This is a genomic window from Streptococcus sp. KHUD_012 (assembly GCF_052588255.1).
This window is the reverse complement of sequence record NZ_CP159355.1, coordinates 1,911,691-1,930,478: the sequence shown is the minus strand read 5'-3', so window position 1 is coordinate 1,930,478 and position 18,788 is coordinate 1,911,691. Positions and strand designations below refer to the sequence as shown.

Here is an 18,788-nt window from a genome sequence, read left to right as displayed (position 1 = left end):
CTCAAAGTTTAGTCAAAGAGATTGACGAAGTCAAGCTCTGACGGCGTCGCCACTTAAGAAGAGTATCAAAAAGAAAAAAAGAAGATAAAACTTAAGGAGAAAAACATATGTCTAAAATTATCGGTATTGACTTAGGTACAACAAACTCAGCAGTGGCAGTTCTTGAAGGAACTGAATCAAAAATCATCGCAAACCCAGAAGGAAACCGCACGACTCCATCTGTTGTGTCATTCAAAAATGGTGAAATCATCGTTGGTGACGCTGCAAAACGTCAAGCAGTCACAAACCCAGATACAGTGATCTCTATCAAATCTAAGATGGGAACTTCTGAAAAAGTTTCTGCTAACGGCAAAGAATACACTCCACAAGAAATCTCAGCTATGATTCTTCAATACTTGAAAGGTTACGCTGAAGATTATCTTGGTGAAAAAGTAACCAAAGCAGTTATCACAGTTCCAGCTTACTTCAACGATGCTCAACGTCAAGCAACTAAAGACGCTGGTAAAATCGCTGGCCTTGAAGTAGAACGTATTGTCAACGAACCAACTGCAGCAGCCCTTGCTTATGGTTTGGATAAGACTGATAAAGAAGAAAAAATCTTGGTATTCGACCTTGGTGGTGGTACATTCGACGTATCTATCCTTGAATTGGGTGATGGTGTCTTTGACGTATTGGCAACTGCAGGGGATAACAAACTTGGTGGTGACGACTTTGACCAAAAAATCATCGACTACTTGGTTGAAGAATTTAAGAAAGAAAATGGTATCGACTTGTCAACAGACAAGATGGCGCTTCAACGTTTGAAAGACGCAGCTGAAAAAGCGAAGAAAGACCTTTCTGGTGTGACTTCAACTCAAATCAGCTTGCCATTCATCACTGCAGGCGCTGCTGGACCTCTTCACTTGGAAATGACCTTGACTCGTGCGAAATTCGACGATTTGACTCGTGACCTTGTAGAACGTACGAAAACTCCAGTTCGCCAAGCCCTTTCAGATGCAGGTTTGAGCTTGTCAGATATCGACGAAGTCATCCTTGTCGGTGGTTCAACTCGTATTCCTGCCGTTGTAGAAGCTGTTAAAGCTGAAACTGGTAAAGAACCAAACAAATCAGTGAACCCTGACGAAGTAGTTGCCATGGGTGCTGCGATCCAAGGTGGTGTGATCACTGGTGATGTGAAAGACGTTGTCCTTCTTGACGTAACACCATTGTCACTTGGTATCGAAACAATGGGTGGAGTATTTACAAAACTCATCGATCGCAACACTACGATTCCAACATCTAAATCACAAGTCTTCTCAACTGCAGCAGATAACCAACCAGCCGTTGATATCCACGTTCTTCAAGGGGAACGCCCAATGGCAGCAGATAACAAGACTCTTGGACGCTTCCAATTGACTGATATCCCAGCTGCACCTCGTGGTATCCCGCAAATCGAAGTTACATTTGACATCGATAAGAACGGTATCGTATCTGTTAAGGCGAAAGATCTTGGAACTCAAAAAGAACAAACAATTGTTATCCAATCAAACTCAGGTTTGACAGACGAAGAAATCGATCGCATGATGAAAGATGCAGAAGCAAACGCTGAAGCAGATAAGAAACGTAAAGAAGAAGTTGACCTTCGTAACGAAGTAGACCAAGCTATCTTTGCGACTGAAAAGACAATCAAAGAAACTGAAGGCAAAGGCTTTGATGCAGAACGTGACGCAGCTCAAGCAGGACTTGATGATCTTAAGAAAGCTCAAGAATCAGGTAACCTTGAAGAAATGAAAGCAAAACTTGAAGCCTTGAACGAAAAAGCGCAAGCATTGGCTGTTAAACTCTACGAACAAGCTGCAGCAGCGCAACAAGCCCAAGCAGGAGCAGAAGGCGCACAAGCATCAGGAAATGCAGGCGATGATGTCGTAGACGGAGAGTTTACAGAAAAATAAGATGCAAAGCCCGTTAAAACCTCACAGTGAAAATAGGAAATCTGACGCAGAAACTTTAGTTTCTAGAAAGATTTATCTTTTTCACCAAGAGGTTAGGGCGTGCTCAATTCAGCATTACTAGTTTGATTTTTAAAACTTAAACTAGTAAGTATAAGAAGAAATCCAGAGGTTGCAACCCAGCCTCTGTTTTTCGGTAAAATAGAGGATGTTGCCTATGAAAAAAGTACTTTGTATCATTTATCCTAATTTTTCTCTTTATGAGATAACCGCTTTAACAAGTACTTTAGCTCTGTCTTTTGATGTCACGATTGATTATGTCGCTTCAGATCATTCGATGGTGGTCTCTGAGGATGGCTTGCTCTGTCAACCGACCAAAACACTAGATCAAATCTGTATAGAAGAGTATTCTTGTGTGATTTTGCCAGGAATGGTCAATATAGGGCCTGCTCTACAGGATGAGAAATTGATTTCGTTTTTGAGGGACCTTGGTGAGCAAGATATCCTCATTGCAGCCATTTCTTCAGCGCCTCTTTTATTAGCGAAAGCAGGTTTGCTGAACGATACGAAATTTACAGGTGGAATTTGGCAAAACTTCTTTGATTATTTTGAATTTCTTCCACGTGAGAATTTCCAACCGAAAGTGGTTGTGCAAGATAAACAGATCATTACGGCTATCGGTTTTGCCCATCAAGAGTTTGCAAGGAAAGTGATTCTAAGTTTAGGCTTGGCAGAGAATACGGACAACTATTTTAAAGAACGAAACGACTACTCAGAAGAGGATTTGATATTTACTCTATCAGACCAAGAGTTTGATCAAGTGAAGCAAAGTATAGAAAACAGCCTCTAAAGATGTACATGAAAATTATAGAAAGGAACAAAGAGTGTTCGTAACTGAACACGGGTTCCAGAAATTCTTACTCAATATGAAAGAAAGGAACAAAGAGCGTTCGGGGAATTGAACTCGAGCGGAAAGCTTGGAAATTAGATAAACCGCCTAAGAAATCAGGATTTCTTGTCGGTTTCCTAAATTTCAGTCGCTTTCTGTTCGCTCTTAGTATCTTGTATGAACAATACTGAATTTTATGACCGTTTGGGCGTTTCAAAGAATGCATCTCAAGATGAGATCAAGAAAGCCTATCGGAAATTATCTAAAAAATATCACCCAGATATCAACAAGGAGCCTGGTGCTGAGGAAAAGTATAAGGAAGTTCAAGAAGCTTATGAGACTTTGAGTGACGAGCAAAAACGGGCTGCTTATGACCAATATGGTGCTGCGGGTGCCAATGGTGGCTTCGATGGCGGAGCAGGTGGTTTTGGTGGCTTTGATGGTGCTGGTTTTGGTGGCTTTGAAGATATCTTCTCTAGCTTCTTTGGTGGCGGTGCAAGTCGTAATCCAAATGCACCTCGTCAAGGGGATGACCTCCAATACCGCGTCAATCTCAAGTTTGAAGAAGCAATTTTTGGTGCGGAAAAAGAAGTCAAGTACCATCGGGAAGCTAGCTGTCATACCTGTCATGGTTCTGGGGCTAAGCCAGGGACTAGTCCGGTGACCTGTGGACGCTGTCATGGTTCTGGAGTCATCAATGTGGATACGCAAACCCCTCTTGGGATGATGCGACGTCAAGTGACCTGTGATGTCTGTCATGGTCGTGGTCAAGAAATCAAGGATCCATGTACGACTTGTCGTGGAACAGGTCATGAAAAACAAGCTCATAGCGTGAACGTCAAGATTCCTGCCGGAGTTGAAACGGGTCAACAAATCCGCTTAGCTGGTCAAGGAGAAGCTGGCTTTAACGGTGGACCATACGGGGACTTGTATGTTGTTGTCAATGTTGAGCCGAGCGATCGTTTCGAACGAGATGGCTCAACCATCTACTACAAGTTAGACTTGAACTTTGTTCAAGCAGCTCTTGGAGATACGGTCCATGTGCCAACTGTTCACGGAGATGTCGATTTGGTCATTCCTGAAGGAACCCAAACCGGTAAGAAATTCCGCCTCCGTGGAAAAGGGGCTCCAAGCTTGCGTGGTGGTGCTATGGGGGATCAATATGTATCTGTCAATGTCGTCACCCCAACTGGTTTAAATGACAAGCAAAAAGAAGCCCTTCAAGCCTTTGCGGAAGCAAGTGATTTGAAGGTCAACCCAAAGAAAAAAGGGTTCTTTGACAAGGTCAAAGATGCTTTAGATGATTTATAAGAATGAACGAGTTTCCTTTTGAGTAAGGAGCTCGTTTTATTTTGGATCGAATCCAAGAACTTCCTCTCCTAATTAAAGAATAATGAGAACCTTCATTGAATTTATTAAGATATCGTGGTAAATTTAAGAAAACGATTACAAAGACAATTTAGGAGGTCCTGATGAAATCACATCAACCACGTTATGCGATTCGCAAGTATGCAGTAGGAGCTGCTTCGGTGCTCATAGGATTTTTTGCTGGTGCTCAGGTTGTAGCGGCAGATACGCCGAGCGTTACAGACAGTCCTTCAACGACAGTTCCAACTCAGCCAAGCGAAGGTGAGTCAACGATTTCTCTTAATGAGGAAGCTTCTCAGCCAACAGTAGAAAAACCAACGGCTCCTGCCCCAATCGTCGATCAAAGTCAACCGACACTGCCTGATCGTGAACTGCGGGTATCAGATCTTGACCGTTTGATTCGCGAAGAAGCAAGCTCGGTCGCAGCGTCGGATGTGGTAGCTCAACCAGCGACAGCAGCGACGGAAACGCCTGCTAAAGATCCTGACCAAGAAGAAAAATTAGCCAAGAAAAAGATTGTTTCTATCGATGCCGGTCGCAAGTACTTCTCACCAGACCAAATCAAGGAAATCATTGATGAAGCAAGTAAAACGGGCTATACAGACTTGCATCTTCTAGTTGGAAATGACGGCTTGCGCTTTGTGCTGGATGATATGTCTTTGAAAGTGGGAGATACTTCTTATTCTAGCCAAGCCGTGACGGATGCGGTTGAAAAAGGGACCAAAGCTTATTACGATGATCCGAACGGGACAGCCTTGACCCAGGCTCAAATGGATGATATTTTAGCCTACGCCAAATCGAAGAAAGTAGGCGTCATCCCAACCATTAATAGTCCAGGTCACATGGATGCGATTCTGAAGGCCATGGAACAATTGGGCATCGAAAACCCTCACTTTAATTACTTTGGCACTAAAAAATCAGCTCGGACAGTTGATTTGGACAACCAAAAAGCCTTAGACTTTACCAAAGCCTTGGTAGACAAGTATGCAGCTTATTTCAGCGGCAAGGCTGATATTTTCAATATTGGTTTGGATGAATATGCCAACGATGCCACAGATGCCCATGGTTGGCAGGTTCTCCAAGCTAGCAAGCATTGGCCAGGTGAAGGCTATCCAGAAAAAGGCTATGAAAAATTCATCCAATATGCTAATGATCTAGCAGCTATTGTGAAAAAACACAAGATGAAACCAATGGCCTTCAATGATGGAATCTACTACAATGGCGATACTTCCTATGGTACTTTTGACAAGGATATCATTGTCTCCTACTGGACAGGTGGCTGGAACGGCTATGATGTCGCATCTTCAAAACTCTTGTCTGAACTAGGTCATCAGATTCTTAATACCAATGATGCATGGTATTATGTGCTTGGACGGGACAAGGCTGGATCTGGTTGGTACAACCTTGATCAAGGTCTCGAAGGAATTTCCAAGTCAGCGATTGATGTGGTTCAAAAAAATGATGGGGCTAAGGTGCCCTTCATCGGTGGGATGGTAGCTGCCTGGGCAGATACGCCATCTGCAACCTACAAAAAAGACCTTCTCTTTAAGCTCATGCATGCCTTCGCGGACAAGAATGCGGACTACTTTGTAGCAGATCCTGAAGTCGTTGAAAAAGCTCTTTCGGAAGCTCCAACTGATTTGGACCACTATACAAAGGAATCTCTAGTAGCCTTTACGGCAGCTAAAAAAGCTTTAGAAGGGGCAGGAGCAAACACCACTCGAGCAGAGGCCAAAACCTTGATCGACCATCTCAAAGCAGCTCAAGATGCTTTGGTGTATACGGAAAGCTACGCGAAAGAAGTTGCAGCAAAAGAAGTGGCAGAAAAACTTGCTATGAAGAAGGTCATCTCGATCGATGCAGGTCGCAAATACTTCTCGCTGGATCAGTTGAAACGGATCGTAGATAAGGCCAGTGAGCTTGGCTATTCTGACTTGCACCTCCTTGTTGGAAACGATGGCATGCGCTTTGTCCTCGATGACATGACGGTGGAAGCCAATGGCAAAACCTATGCCAGTGATGATGTAAAAAAAGCCATTTTAGAAGGCACCAAGGCCTATTACGATGATCCAAATGGTCAAGCCTTGACTCAAGCAGAAATGGATGAACTCCATGCTTATGCGACTGCTAAAGGAATCGGCTTGATTGCGGCAGTCAATAGTCCTGGCCACATGGATGCTTTGTTGGTTGCCATGGAAAAATTGGGCATTGAAAATTCACAAGCCAGCTTTGATACGGTTTCAAAAACAACCATGGATTTGACCAATGAAGCAGCAGTCAACTTTACCAAAGCCTTAATTGGCAAGTACATGGATTACTTCAAAGACAAGTCTAAGATCTTTAACTACGGAACAGATGAATATGCCAATGATGCTACCAGTGCGCAAGGTTGGTACTACCTCAAGTGGTATGACCTCTATGGTAAGTTTGCGGAGTATTCCAATAGTCTTGCAGCGATGGCGCGTGAAAAAGGCTTGCAGCCAATGGCCTTTAACGATGGATTCTATTATGGAGATGAAGATGATGTTGCTTTTGACAAGGACGTCTTGATTTCATACTGGTCTAAAGGATGGTGGGGCTATAACCTCGCATCACCGCAGTACCTAGCAGACAAGGGCTACAAATTCCTTAACACCAACGGAGACTGGTATTATGTTTTGGGCCACAAAGGTGATCAAAGTTATCCGCTCGAAAAAGCTATCCAAAATACAGAAACTGTTCCATTTGAACAGTTAGCTTCAACCAAGTACCCTGATGTCAAATTACCGACAACCGGAAGTATGTTGGGAATTTGGGCTGATGAGCCGGCCAATGAATACAAGGAAGAAGAAGTCTTCCAGGTTATGGAAGCTTTTGCCAACCATAACAAGGACTATTTCAAGGCAGACTTCACTGCTCTTAGAAAAGCAGTTGCTACGGTGCCAACAGATCTAGCTATTTACACACCAGAATCTCGCGCAGCACTTGCGAAAGTCTTAGATAGCTTGAATTGGAATGTGAGCCGTGCTCATCAAGATCAGGTGGATCAAGAAGTGGCTGCTCTGACCCAAGCCCTTGCGGGGCTCAAGCCAATCACGCAAGTAGGTAGCTTGGCTGAAAATGACGTCAAAGCCCTAGTGGAAGACAAACCAAGTCTTGAAATCGTGGAGAAAGAACTTGATTTTGACCTTGTGGAACGGACCAATCCAGATCTCGCTAAAGGAGAACGCAGAGTGATCCAGGCTGGGGTTAAAGGGCAAGGTCTTGAGTATGTAGAGGTTTCGGCACTTGATCAAAGTCGAAAAGTGATCGCTACAGAAGTTGCAACAGAGCCGGTTGCAGAAATTATTGAAGTCGGTACCAAAGAGGTTGTGACTCCAGCAAGCCCTTCCGTAGAAGCACCAGTGAAGTCAGACGTGCTTGTGAACAAAGGGGTTCCAGATCAGTCAACACCTCAAGTGATCTCGAAGGCTCAACCTGTAGCACCAGAAAATACCCCAACACCAATTCCAGCAGCTGTGGAAAAAGAGGTTCGTTCAGAAGCAGTATCTTCTAACAAGCAACTTCCAGAAACAGGAGTGGAATCTGCACTTGGACTCGCTTTACTAGGAGCGATCTTGGGAGCAACAGGAATGGACTTGAAAAATAAAAAAAGAGAATAAGACCTAGTAGATTTGTAACAGGTCGAAGTTGGGAGAGTGGGACAGAAATCGGTAATTCGTTAGAATTCGATTTCGTCGTCCCACCTCCGCACAGTTGAGTAGGGCTGTAAAAGCTGATGAAATCAGCGTAGTAGAGCCCACTCAACCACTGCGTCTTGCTCGACAATCCAAAAATAATTGAGAGGCTAGGACTTTTGTCCCAGCCTCTTTTTGTACTTGCAAAACTGTACCCGGACAGTTTGAATTTTTCACTCTTGTAACCCCTTCTATATCCTGCTAAAATAAAACCATGACACGATACAAAGCAACCATTTCATATGACGGGACCTTGTTTGCAGGGTTTCAACGCCAACCGCATGCCCGTAGTGTGCAAGAGGAAATCGAGAAGACCTTGACGCGCCTCAATCAAGGAACCCCTGTTACCGTTCATGGAGCGGGGCGAACGGATTCCGGTGTCCATGCTCTTGGCCAGGTGATTCATTTTGATCTCCCCCAAGCGCGGGACGAGGAGAAGCTTCGCTTTGCCCTCGATACCCAAACCCCAGAGGATATTGATTTCATCCGAGTGGAGCAAGTAGAAGATGACTTTCACTCACGCTACAAGAAGCACAGCAAGACCTATGAATTTATCGTGGATTATGGTCGTCCCAAGAACCCCATGATGCGCCACTATGCCACCCACTATCCTTATCCTTTGGATGTGGAAAAGATGCAAGCAGCCATCCAAAAGTTGGAGGGAACCCATGATTTCACCGGTTTCACAGCTTCAGGAACCAGCGTGGAAGATAAGGTTCGTACGATTACAGAGGCTCGCTTGGTTGAGGATGCAGAACATCATCGCCTTGTCTTTACCTTTTCGGGCAATGGCTTTCTCTACAAGCAAATCCGTAATATGGTGGGAACTTTGTTGAAGATTGGAAATGATCGGATGCCGATCGAGCAGATCGATCTGATTTTGGAAAAGAAGGACCGCAATCTTGCAGGTCCTACAGCAGCGCCAAATGGCTTATATTTAAAGGAGATCCGTTATGAGTAATGAATTGATTCTAGCTATTTCAGGAAATGATATTTTTAGTGGGGGAGGTCTTCACGCAGACCTTGCAACTTATACGACTAACAAACAGCATGGTTTTGTAGCGGTGACTTGTTTGACCGCTATGACGGAGCACGGTTTTGAAGTGATTCCGGTGGATTCGACGACCTTTGCTCAACAGCTCAACTCCCTCAAAGATGTTCCTTTTTCTGCTATTAAACTCGGTCTTTTGCCAAATGTTGAAGTGGCAGACTTGGCTTTGGACTATGTCAAAGCCCATGCGGAGATTCCTGTGGTACTAGATCCTGTCTTGGTCTGCAAGGAAAGTCATGATGTAGAAGTTTCAGCTCTTCGAGACGAATTGATTAAGTTCTTCCCTTATGTGACCATCATCACGCCAAACTTACCAGAAGCTGAGATCTTGACCCAAAGCAAGATTCAATCGCTCGACGATATGAAGGAGGCAGCGCGCAAGCTCCACGAATTAGGAGCAGCGAATGTCGTGGTCAAAGGAGGCAATCGTCTCAATAAAGAAAAGGCCATCGATGTCTTTTATGATGGGACAGACTTCACCGTCATTGAAGAGCCAGTCTTAGAAAAGAACAATACAGGAGCTGGTTGTACCTTTGCGTCTAGCATTTCCAGCCAGTTGGTGAAAGGAAAATCACCGCTTGAAGCTGTCAAAGCTTCTAAAGACTTTGTCTTCCAAGCGATTCAACATTCAGACCAGTATGGAGTAGTACAATATGACATCTAATCGAACTCAACTCATTGCCCGCCTTTCCATTTTGACAGCCTTGACAGTTGTACTTGGCTACTATACCAAACTCCCAACTCCCACAGGGATTGTCACCCTGTTAGATCTTGGAGTGTATTTTACAGCCTTCTATTTTGGACGCAAGGAAGGTGCGATTGTAGGTGGTGTCGGAGCTTTTCTACTCGACCTCATTTCAGGCTATCCTCAGTGGATGTTCTTTAGTCTCCTCTTTCACGGGGGGCAAGGCTATTTCGCTGGCTTCAAGGGAAAAGCCCGTTACTTAGGCTTGCTTCTTGCGACAGTCGTCATGGTAGGCGGTTACGCACTAGCTTCTGCCCTCCTTTTAGGCAATGGATGGGGAGCTGCTATCTCGGACATTCCAAATAACCTTGCTCAGAATTTTGTCGGAATGGCTTTAGGCTATGTGGTCTATTATGCCTTCCAAAAGAAAGGAAACTAATTCATGGATTTGGAGCAACTGAAGAAGGATACAAAAGAAATCCTGGTAGATGTTTTGGCAAAAAGCCGTCTCCATCAGGGACAGATTCTAGTTCTCGGGATGTCTTCAAGTGAAGTTGCAGGAGGGCAAATTGGAAAGGCTTCGAACATCGACATTGCTGAAGCTATTGTCCAGGCCTTGCTAGATGAGTTGAATCCAAGAGGGATTTATCTAGCGGTACAAGGATGTGAGCACCTCAATCGCGCCTTGGTGGTCGAGCGGGAATTGGCAGACAAGAAGGAGTTAGAAATCGTCAATGTCCTTCCAAGTCTCCATGCAGGGGGAGCTGGACAACTCGCTGCTTTCAAGTATTTCAAGGATCCTGTTGAAGTAGAATTTATCACAGCTCAAGCGGGGTTAGACATCGGAGATACCTCGGTGGGGATGCACGTCAAACACGTGCAAGTTCCAATTCGCCCTATCTTGCGTGAACTAGGTGGAGCCCATGTCACAGCCCTCGCCAGTCGGCCAAAATTGATCGGCGGTGCCCGTGCTCTCTACCTCGATGATCCCATCCGAAAATCATAATCAGAACTAGCTTTAAAGGGCTAGTTTTTTTGGATGAAAAGAGAGGCAAAAACGTTTTAAAACTTGCAATTTCAAAGTTTTGTGGTAAAATTATAAGGAATGACTATATTATTTTAAGGAGAGACAGAATGTCTGTATCATTTGAAAACAAAGAAACTAACCACGGTGTATTGACTTTCACAATCAGCCAAGAGCAAATCAAACCTGCTTTGGACCGTGTGTTTGAGTCAGTTAAGAAAACTTTGAACGTACCTGGATTCCGTAAAGGTCATATTCCACGTCCAATCTTCAACCAACGTTTTGGTGAAGAAGCACTTTACCAAGATGCTTTGAACGATCTTCTTCCAGCAGCATATGAAGCAGCTGTTAAAGAAGCTGGAATCGAAGTTGTAGCACAACCAACTTTCGATGTTGTATCTATGGAAAAAGGTCAAGACTGGACATTGACAGCAGCTGTTGTCACAAAACCTGAAGTTAAATTGGGTGCTTACAAAGACCTTGAAGTATCAGTAGAAGTTTCTAAAGAAGTAACAGACGCTGATGTGGATGCTCGTATCGAACGCGAACGCAACAACTTGGCTGAATTGGTTGTTAAAGAAGGTGCTGCAGCAGAAGGTGACACAGTTGTGATCGACTTCGTAGGTTCTATCGACGGTGTTGAATTCGACGGTGGTAAAGGTGACAACTTCTCACTTGGACTTGGTTCAGGACAATTCATCCCAGGTTTCGAAGACCAATTGGTTGGACACTCTGCTGGTGAAACAGTTGATGTGATCGTAACCTTCCCAGAAGACTACCAAGCAGCTGACCTTGCAGGTAAAGAAGCGAAATTCGTGACAACTATCCACGAAGTAAAAGCAAAAGAAGTACCAGCTCTTGACGATGAATTGGCAAAAGACATCGACGAAGAAGTTGAAACTCTTGACGAATTGAAAGAAAAATACCGCAAAGAATTGGCAGCAGCTAAAGAAGAAGCATACAATGATGCAGTAGAAGCAGCAGCAATCGATCTTGCAGTTGAAAATGCTGAAATCGTTGACCTTCCAGAAGAAATGATCCACGAAGAAGTACACCGTTCAATCAACGAGTTCCTTGGAAACATGCAACGTCAAGGTATCTCACCTGAAATGTACTTCCAAATCACTGGAACAACTCAAGAAGATCTTCACAAACAATATGAAGCAGAAGCTGAAAGCCGTACGAAGACAAACCTTGTGGTTGAAGCAGTAGCGAAAGCAGAAGGCTTCGAAGCAACTGAAGAAGAAATCAACGCTGAAATCGAACAATTGGCAGCAGATTACAACATGCCAGTTGAACAAGTTCGCAACCTTCTTTCACCAGAAATGTTGAAACATGACATCACAGTGAAGAAAGCAGTGAACGTGATCACAAGCACAGCAAAAGTAAAATAATTGAGATAAAAAAGAAGAGCCGTGAGGCTCTTCTTTTTTATGATTTCATGGAGAATCCTGGAATTTTCCTTTGACGAAAGGGGAAATTTATCGTACAATAGAGTGTAACGATAAAATGCGTGATAGATTTAGTGACGAGAAGTTTTCAATCTATCATTGAGGATAGGATGAGGTTTAAGACCGGATCCTTCTCCATTTAGGAAATGAAACATAAGGAGATTTACCCTTGGAATTAGAAGTATTTGCTGGACAAGAAAAAAGTGAACTTTCTATGATTGAAGTGGCGCGTGCGATTTTAGAATTACGCGGACGTGACCATGAAATGTACTTTAGCGATCTTGTAAATGAAATTCAAAATTACCTTGAAAAATCAAACAGCGAGATCCGTGAAGCTCTTCCATTGTTCTACACAGAATTGAATGTAGATGGAAGCTTTATCCCACTTGGAGATAACAAATGGGGTCTTCGTTCATGGTATGCCATCGATGAAGTTGACGAAGAAATCATCGCTCTTGAAGAAACAGACGAAGATGAAACTCCTAAGAAACGGAAGAAAAAACGTGTCAATGCCTTCATGGATGGAGACGAAGATGCGATCGACTACAACGACGACGATCCAGAAGACGAAGAAGTTTACGAAGCAGATCCAGCTCTTTCATATGATGAAGAAAATCCAGACGATGAAAAGAGTGAAGTCGAAGCTTACGATGCTGAAATAAATGAAATCGTACCGGATGATTTGGGTGAGGAAGTTGAATTAAGCGAAGAAGACGACGAAGAAGAGGATTCTGAAGACGAGGAAGAAGAATAAAACATAAGAAGAGGCTGGGACAAAAGTCCTAGCCTCTCAATTATTTTTGGATTGTCGAGCAAGACGCAGTGGTTGAGTGGGCTCTACTACGCTGATTCTATCAGCTTTTACAGCCCTACTCAACTGTGCGGAGGTGGGACGACGAAATCAAATTCTAACGAATTACCGATTTCTGTCCCACTCTCTTTTTGTTTGCATTGAAAAAAGTGATGAAATGTCGTATGATAAACGTGTAAGGTTTCCCAATAGGAGGTGTTCCAGATGGACTTTCGTTTAGATCAAAGTTTAGTAGCTCTTGGTATTGATACAGTTGTGGTCGGAATTGCTAGAAATGTGGATCCTCAAGCAGTTTTGCTCCCTTCTTTTCTTGAAAAGAAGAAAGAGCTTGAACAATGGGCGCTCCAGTGTCAGACAGAAGAAGTAGTGGCATCTCCTGTCATTAAAGGGTATACAGACCTTTTGCAAAAAGTAGGGCGTAGCATCAAGAAAAATCCACCAACAGTCCTAGCTCTTATCCGAAACATCCAGCATCGAGGAGCTCTTCCTCAGATCAATAGCATCATCGATATCTATAATGTCGAATCGCTGAAGTCTTTTCTCGCGATCGGAGGACATGACCTAGATAAGATTGAGGGACCGATTGAATTTACACTGAGTCAAAGAGACGATCTCTTTCTCCCTATCCTTTCTAGTGAAAAACATGTCGCACCGACAGATCCTGTCTACCGGGATCAAAAAGGAGTTCTGGCTTGGTTGGATGTACGCGATAGTGACCATTACAAATTTGAGGAGACTACGCAAAACGCCCTCTTTGTCATCCAAGGAAATACCGAGACGTCAGTCGAGATGCGTTTAGAAGCGCTAGAAAGAATCCACAAGGACCTTGCTCTTTGCATGCCTCAGCTTCAATTTGAGAAATTTCTCGTCACACAAAATGGAGTGGAAAAGGTCGTGTAAACAGAGAAAATAATTTTCATGAAATTTTCAATTTGACAAAGTAGACCATTTGCGGTAAGATATTGTTCGGGCACCTCATTTTGAGGTCGGAGCTCCCTAAGGATTAGGGAGCTATTTTTGTTTTTTCTGCAAAGAGGAATGGCCTCTACAACATTAGAAGAAGAGGAAAGCACATGTCAACAAAATATATTTTTGTCACGGGTGGTGTCGTATCATCCATCGGGAAAGGGATTGTCGCAGCAAGTCTTGGTCGCTTGCTCAAAAATCGTGGATTGAAAGTGACCATCCAAAAATTTGACCCTTATATCAATATTGACCCAGGGACGATGAGCCCTTACCAACACGGGGAAGTATTTGTCACAGATGATGGCGCAGAGACAGACTTGGACCTTGGTCACTATGAACGCTTCATTGATATCAATCTGAATAAGTACTCAAATGTGACGACAGGGAAAATTTATAGCGAAGTCCTTCGTAAGGAACGTCGCGGAGAATACTTGGGCGCGACTGTACAGGTGATTCCTCATATTACAGATGCCTTGAAAGAAAAGATCAAACGAGCAGCGACGACGACGGATTCAGATGTCATCATCACAGAAGTCGGGGGAACAGTTGGAGACATTGAATCCCTTCCGTTCCTTGAAGCTCTTCGTCAAATGAAGGCAGATGTTGGTGCTGAAAACGTTATGTACATCCACACCACCCTTCTTCCTTACTTGAAGGCTGCGGGAGAAATGAAAACCAAGCCGACGCAACACTCTGTGAAAGAATTGCGTGGTCTTGGGATTCAACCAAATATGTTGGTCATCCGTACAGAAAAACCAGCGGGTCAAGGAATTAAGAACAAGTTGGCTCAATTCTGTGATGTCGCACCAGAAGCTGTCATCGAGTCACTGGATGTGGAACATTTGTACCAAATCCCATTGAACTTGCAAGCACAAAATATGGACCAAATCGTTTGTGACCATTTGAAATTGGATGTTCCTGCAGCAGATATGACAGAATGGTCTGCGATGGTCGACAAGGTCATGAACCTCAAGAAGCAGGTCAAGATTTCCTTGGTTGGGAAATACGTAGAATTGCAAGATGCCTACATTTCTGTCGTTGAGGCCTTGAAGCACTCAGGGTACGCCAATGATGCAGAAGTCAAGATTAATTGGGTCAATGCCAATGATGTGACAGCTGAGAATGTGGCAGAACTCCTTGGAGATGCGGATGGGATCATCGTCCCAGGTGGTTTTGGTCAACGGGGAACAGAAGGCAAAATTCAAGCCATCAAGTATGCGCGTGAACAAGACGTCCCAATGTTGGGTGTCTGCTTGGGTATGCAGTTAACCTGTATCGAATTTGCCCGTCACGTTTTAGGTTTGGAAGGGGCTAATTCATCCGAATTGGATCCAGAAACCAAGTATCCAATTATCGATATCATGCGGGACCAAATCGATGTGGAAGACATGGGTGGAACGCTCCGTCTCGGTCTTTACCCTTCTAAACTCAAACGAGGATCAAAAGCAGCAGCTGCCTATGACAATCAAGAAGTGGTACAACGTCGCCACCGTCACCGTTATGAGTTTAACAATGCTTTCCGTGAACAGTTCGAAGAAGCAGGATTTGTCTTCTCAGGCGTTTCACCAGACAACCGTTTGGTCGAAATCGTTGAAATCCCAGAAAACAAATTCTTTGTTGCTTGCCAATACCACCCAGAATTGTCAAGCCGTCCAAACCGCCCAGAAGGACTTTACACAGCCTTTATCACAGCGGCAGTTGAAAACCACGATAGCAAATAAAAATCAAGGGAGCAGGTCGAAGGACCTGCTCCCTTTTTGTGAAAAAATGACAAACTCTGAAAAAAGTTTGAAAAAAATCTTGACAAGAAAGTAGAAGATTGATATACTAGTAAGGTACTCAATCGCGGGGATGGCGGAATTGGCAGACGCGCAGGACTAAGGATCCTGTGACCGCTTTAGGTCGTGAGGGTTCAAGTCCCTCTCTCCGCATCGGATCAAGATAGCTTCGGCTATCTTTTTTTGTTTTCAAATTTCTTTGTGGTAGAATAGGTGTGAGATGAGGTGAGAACATGAAGAAAAAGGATCTGGTATTGGCCGATGGCCTTTTTGCACTATTGGGAAGTGCCATTAATTTTTTCGGTCCTATCCTGATTTTAGCGATGGGGATAGGTGCATACAAGGATACTTTTAGATATTTTATCGCCTTAAACATATGGAATGTTTTCATTTTTTTAGTGGCGATTGCTTCTAAGTATCTGCTCAGAGATGAAAAAAGAATCAAAAAATGGATTCTTTATCTTTTTCTGATAGCGGGCAGTATTCTCTTTCTTGCCTCAATCCTTGCTGTGTGTGAGAATATTCCCTTTCTTGAGGGATTGGTAAACGGACTTCTTGGGAAAATGTTTACCGACAGTCAGTTATTTGCTGCTTATTTCTATTCTCAATGGGTTGCAGCGGTATCCCTTATGATTTGCGGGATTTCCTTTCTCCTTTCACTAAAAAATTTTAAAGAAGAGAATTGAGAGTGGGACAGAAATCGGTAATTCGTTAGAATTCGATTTCGTCGTCCCACCTCCGCACAGTTGAGTAGGGCTGTAAAAGCTGAAGAAATCAGCGTATTAGAGCCCACTCAACCACTGCGTCTTGCTCGACAATCCAAAAATAATTGAGAGGCTAGGACTTTTGTCCCAGCTTCTTTTACTTATTTGCTAGGATGAAAGTCTTAGGAGAGAGAGGGTTCCTCCTCATTTATCGTAAGAAATCGCTTAAAGGCACAGGAAAAACTAGCAATTTCATCTAAAAAGTGATAAAATAAACAATGTAAGTGGGATTAACCCCACAAAAATATATAGGAGGCCTATGACTAATGGCAATCGTTTCAGCAGAAAAATTTGTCCAAGCAGCTCGTGACAATGGTTATGCAGTTGGTGGATTTAACACAAACAACCTTGAGTGGACTCAAGCTATCTTGCGTGCAGCAGAAGCTAAGAAAGCTCCAGTACTTATCCAAACTTCTATGGGTGCTGCTAAATACATGGGTGGTTACAAAGTATGTAAAGCCCTTATTGAAAACCTTGTAGAATCAATGGGTATCACTGTACCAGTTGCTATTCACCTTGACCATGGTCACTACGACGATGCTCTTGAATGTATCGAAGCTGGTTACACTTCAATCATGTTTGACGGTTCACACCTTCCAGTTGAAGAAAACCTTAAATTGGCGAAAGATGTCGTTGAAAAAGCTCATGCTAAAGGTATCTCAGTAGAAGCTGAAGTTGGTACTATCGGTGGTGAAGAAGACGGTATCATCGGTGACGGTGAATTGGCACCAATCGAAGACGCTAAAGCAATGGTTGCTACAGGAATCGACTTCTTGGCTGCAGGTATCGGTAACATCCACGGTCCTTACCCAGCAAACTGGAAAGGTCTTCACCTTGACCACTTGCAAAAATTGACTGAAGCTGTTCCAGGATTCCCAATCGTATTGCACGGTGGATCAGGTATCCCTGATGATCAAATCCAAGCAGCTATCAAACTTGGTGTTGCAAAAGTTAACGTGAACACTGAATGCCAAATCGCATTTGCAAACGCTACTCGTCAATTCGTACGTGAATACGATGCAAACGAAGCAGAATACGACAAGAAGAAACTCTTCGACCCACGTAAATTCTTGAAACCAGGTTTCGAAGCAATTACAGCAGCTGTTGAAGAACGTATCGACGTATTCGGTTCAGAAGGCAAAGCTTAATTAAAAACAGGAAAGCAAGGTCCCATGTGGATCTTGTTTTTTTGTATGGGAAAAGTTGCTTCCGGGATTTAATTTTTGTACAATATGCCTATGAAAAAATTTAAACAGTTTAGCTGGATCGTTTGTAGCTTTCTCCTGCTCTTTTTAGGTGCTACATTTGTTTTTCATCAATTTAGTTTACGAAATGAAAGTAAGCTTCTAACACCCATTGGTAAACAAGTTACAGTCAATGGACATCGAATGAATGTCTCTGTTAAAGGAGAAGGATCTGAAACAATCGTTTTTCTTTCCGGTGCAGGTATCGCCTCTCCTATTTTAGACTTTAAGAATCTATCAGATTCCCTATCCAAAAAATACAAAGTTGTTGTCGTGGAGCGAGCAGGATATGGTTTTAGTGAAGATAGTGATCGTTCAAGAGATGTGATGGAGGTCCTTTCTGAGACCCGTCAAGCTTTGGCGCAAGCTCATGTTTCAGGTCCTTATGTGATTATTTCGCATTCTATGGCTAGTTTAGAGAGTCTTGCTTGGCAAGAGAAATATCCAAATGAAGTGAAGGCTTTGATTGGTCTGGATTGGGCCTTGCCAGCGAGTTATGAAGATTTAAAGGATAATCAGGCCTTGCTTACTGTGGCTTATTGGAGCAGTAAGATTGGCTTATTACGCTATTTCCCTGAGTCCTTTTATATAAAAAATCCAACTCTGACTGAAACTGAACGACAACAATATAAATTACTAGCATATAAGCAGTTGATGTCACAAGCCATGCTTCATGAATCCCGTTTGGCAAAGGAAAATGCCAAGAAAGTTCCATCTAGCATTAATCCGAAAATTCCAGCCTTACTCCTGGTTTCTAACGGTGAAGGCACGACCTTTAGCCAATCAGAGTGGCAACGTTATGCAGAGAGATTTGCAAGCGACCAGTCTAATGTTCAAGTCGACTATATGGATGCACCTCACGACCTCTATCATTATCAAAGCGATGCTATTGTTTCTCGTATTAAAAAATTTTTAGAGAATAATTGAGGGCTTAAAAATCCATTGAGACTGATGATAATAATTAAATGCTGAAGGATTAACAGTAGAATCGTTAATTTTCTCGATTAAAAAAATTCTTTTTCTTAACAATAAGCCTGCCCCTAAGGGCAGGTTTTTTGGTGTTTTAAGGAAACTATTAAACCAGAATTTCTGACTCAAAAGCATTATTTCAAG

The 18,788-nt window shown here is 43.2% G+C and carries 15 protein-coding genes and 1 tRNA gene; all 16 read left to right on the top strand.

Features of this window, described 5'->3' with window-relative positions:
* The first annotated feature begins 107 nt into the window (after window positions 1-107).
* Window positions 108-1,931 carry a molecular chaperone DnaK gene (gene dnaK / locus ABVF55_RS09395; RefSeq protein ID WP_150905327.1) on the top strand — a complete coding sequence of 608 codons (1,824 nt, stop codon included), beginning with the start codon at window positions 108-110 and terminating at the stop codon, window positions 1,929-1,931.
* 214 nt (window positions 1,932-2,145) lie between these two features.
* Window positions 2,146-2,778, top strand: a complete 633-nt coding sequence (locus ABVF55_RS09390; protein WP_150905329.1) for a DJ-1/PfpI family protein — start codon at window positions 2,146-2,148, stop codon at window positions 2,776-2,778.
* A gap of 216 nt (window positions 2,779-2,994) precedes the next feature.
* Window positions 2,995-4,128 (top strand): molecular chaperone DnaJ, encoded by a 1,134-nt coding sequence (gene dnaJ, locus ABVF55_RS09385; protein ID WP_150905333.1) that lies wholly within the window; start codon window positions 2,995-2,997, stop codon window positions 4,126-4,128.
* 161 nt (window positions 4,129-4,289) lie between these two features.
* On the top strand, window positions 4,290-7,826 hold the full coding sequence (locus ABVF55_RS09380; protein ID WP_150905335.1) for a family 20 glycosylhydrolase: 3,537 nt from the start codon (window positions 4,290-4,292) through the stop codon (window positions 7,824-7,826).
* Between the two features lie 289 nt (window positions 7,827-8,115).
* A complete protein-coding gene (gene truA / locus ABVF55_RS09375) occupies window positions 8,116-8,862 on the top strand; it encodes a tRNA pseudouridine(38-40) synthase TruA (RefSeq protein WP_003004657.1) in 747 nt (248 codons plus the stop codon).
* Window positions 8,855-9,616: a bifunctional hydroxymethylpyrimidine kinase/phosphomethylpyrimidine kinase gene (locus tag ABVF55_RS09370; RefSeq protein WP_134974613.1), complete on the top strand. Its 762-nt coding sequence runs from the start codon at window positions 8,855-8,857 to the stop codon at window positions 9,614-9,616. The genes truA and ABVF55_RS09370 overlap by 8 nt, the downstream gene beginning before the upstream one ends.
* Window positions 9,606-10,076 carry an ECF transporter S component gene (locus ABVF55_RS09365; protein ID WP_049491359.1) on the top strand — a complete coding sequence of 157 codons (471 nt, stop codon included), beginning with the start codon at window positions 9,606-9,608 and terminating at the stop codon, window positions 10,074-10,076. The genes ABVF55_RS09370 and ABVF55_RS09365 overlap by 11 nt, the downstream gene beginning before the upstream one ends.
* A 3-nt stretch (window positions 10,077-10,079) precedes the next feature.
* On the top strand, window positions 10,080-10,643 hold the full coding sequence (locus tag ABVF55_RS09360; RefSeq protein WP_445285274.1) for a TIGR01440 family protein: 564 nt from the start codon (window positions 10,080-10,082) through the stop codon (window positions 10,641-10,643).
* A 128-nt stretch (window positions 10,644-10,771) separates the two neighbouring features.
* Entirely contained in the window at window positions 10,772-12,055 is a 1,284-nt protein-coding gene (gene tig / locus ABVF55_RS09355; protein WP_003004508.1) for a trigger factor, read from the top strand.
* Window positions 12,056-12,281: 226 nt separating this feature from the next.
* Entirely contained in the window at window positions 12,282-12,866 is a 585-nt protein-coding gene (gene rpoE, locus ABVF55_RS09350) for a DNA-directed RNA polymerase subunit delta (RefSeq protein ID WP_003010182.1), read from the top strand.
* A 261-nt stretch (window positions 12,867-13,127) separates the two neighbouring features.
* Entirely contained in the window at window positions 13,128-13,823 is a 696-nt protein-coding gene (locus tag ABVF55_RS09345) for a B3/B4 domain-containing protein (RefSeq protein ID WP_118095879.1), read from the top strand.
* Window positions 13,824-13,996: 173 nt separating this feature from the next.
* Window positions 13,997-15,610 (top strand): CTP synthase, encoded by a 1,614-nt coding sequence (locus ABVF55_RS09340; RefSeq protein WP_003004055.1) that lies wholly within the window; start codon window positions 13,997-13,999, stop codon window positions 15,608-15,610.
* 124 nt (window positions 15,611-15,734) lie between these two features.
* A tRNA-Leu gene (locus ABVF55_RS09335) sits at window positions 15,735-15,820 on the top strand.
* A gap of 80 nt (window positions 15,821-15,900) precedes the next feature.
* Complete coding sequence (locus ABVF55_RS09330) at window positions 15,901-16,353, top strand: hypothetical protein (RefSeq protein ID WP_445285273.1); 453 nt, start codon at window positions 15,901-15,903, stop codon at window positions 16,351-16,353.
* Between the two features lie 344 nt (window positions 16,354-16,697).
* The gene (locus tag ABVF55_RS09325) at window positions 16,698-17,579 is read left to right on the top strand and encodes a class II fructose-bisphosphate aldolase (RefSeq protein WP_003004573.1); all 882 of its coding nucleotides are present in this window, start codon (window positions 16,698-16,700) and stop codon (window positions 17,577-17,579) included.
* A gap of 84 nt (window positions 17,580-17,663) precedes the next feature.
* Window positions 17,664-18,602: an alpha/beta fold hydrolase gene (locus ABVF55_RS09320; RefSeq protein ID WP_049522769.1), complete on the top strand. Its 939-nt coding sequence runs from the start codon at window positions 17,664-17,666 to the stop codon at window positions 18,600-18,602.
* Window positions 18,603-18,788: the final 186 nt, after the last annotated feature.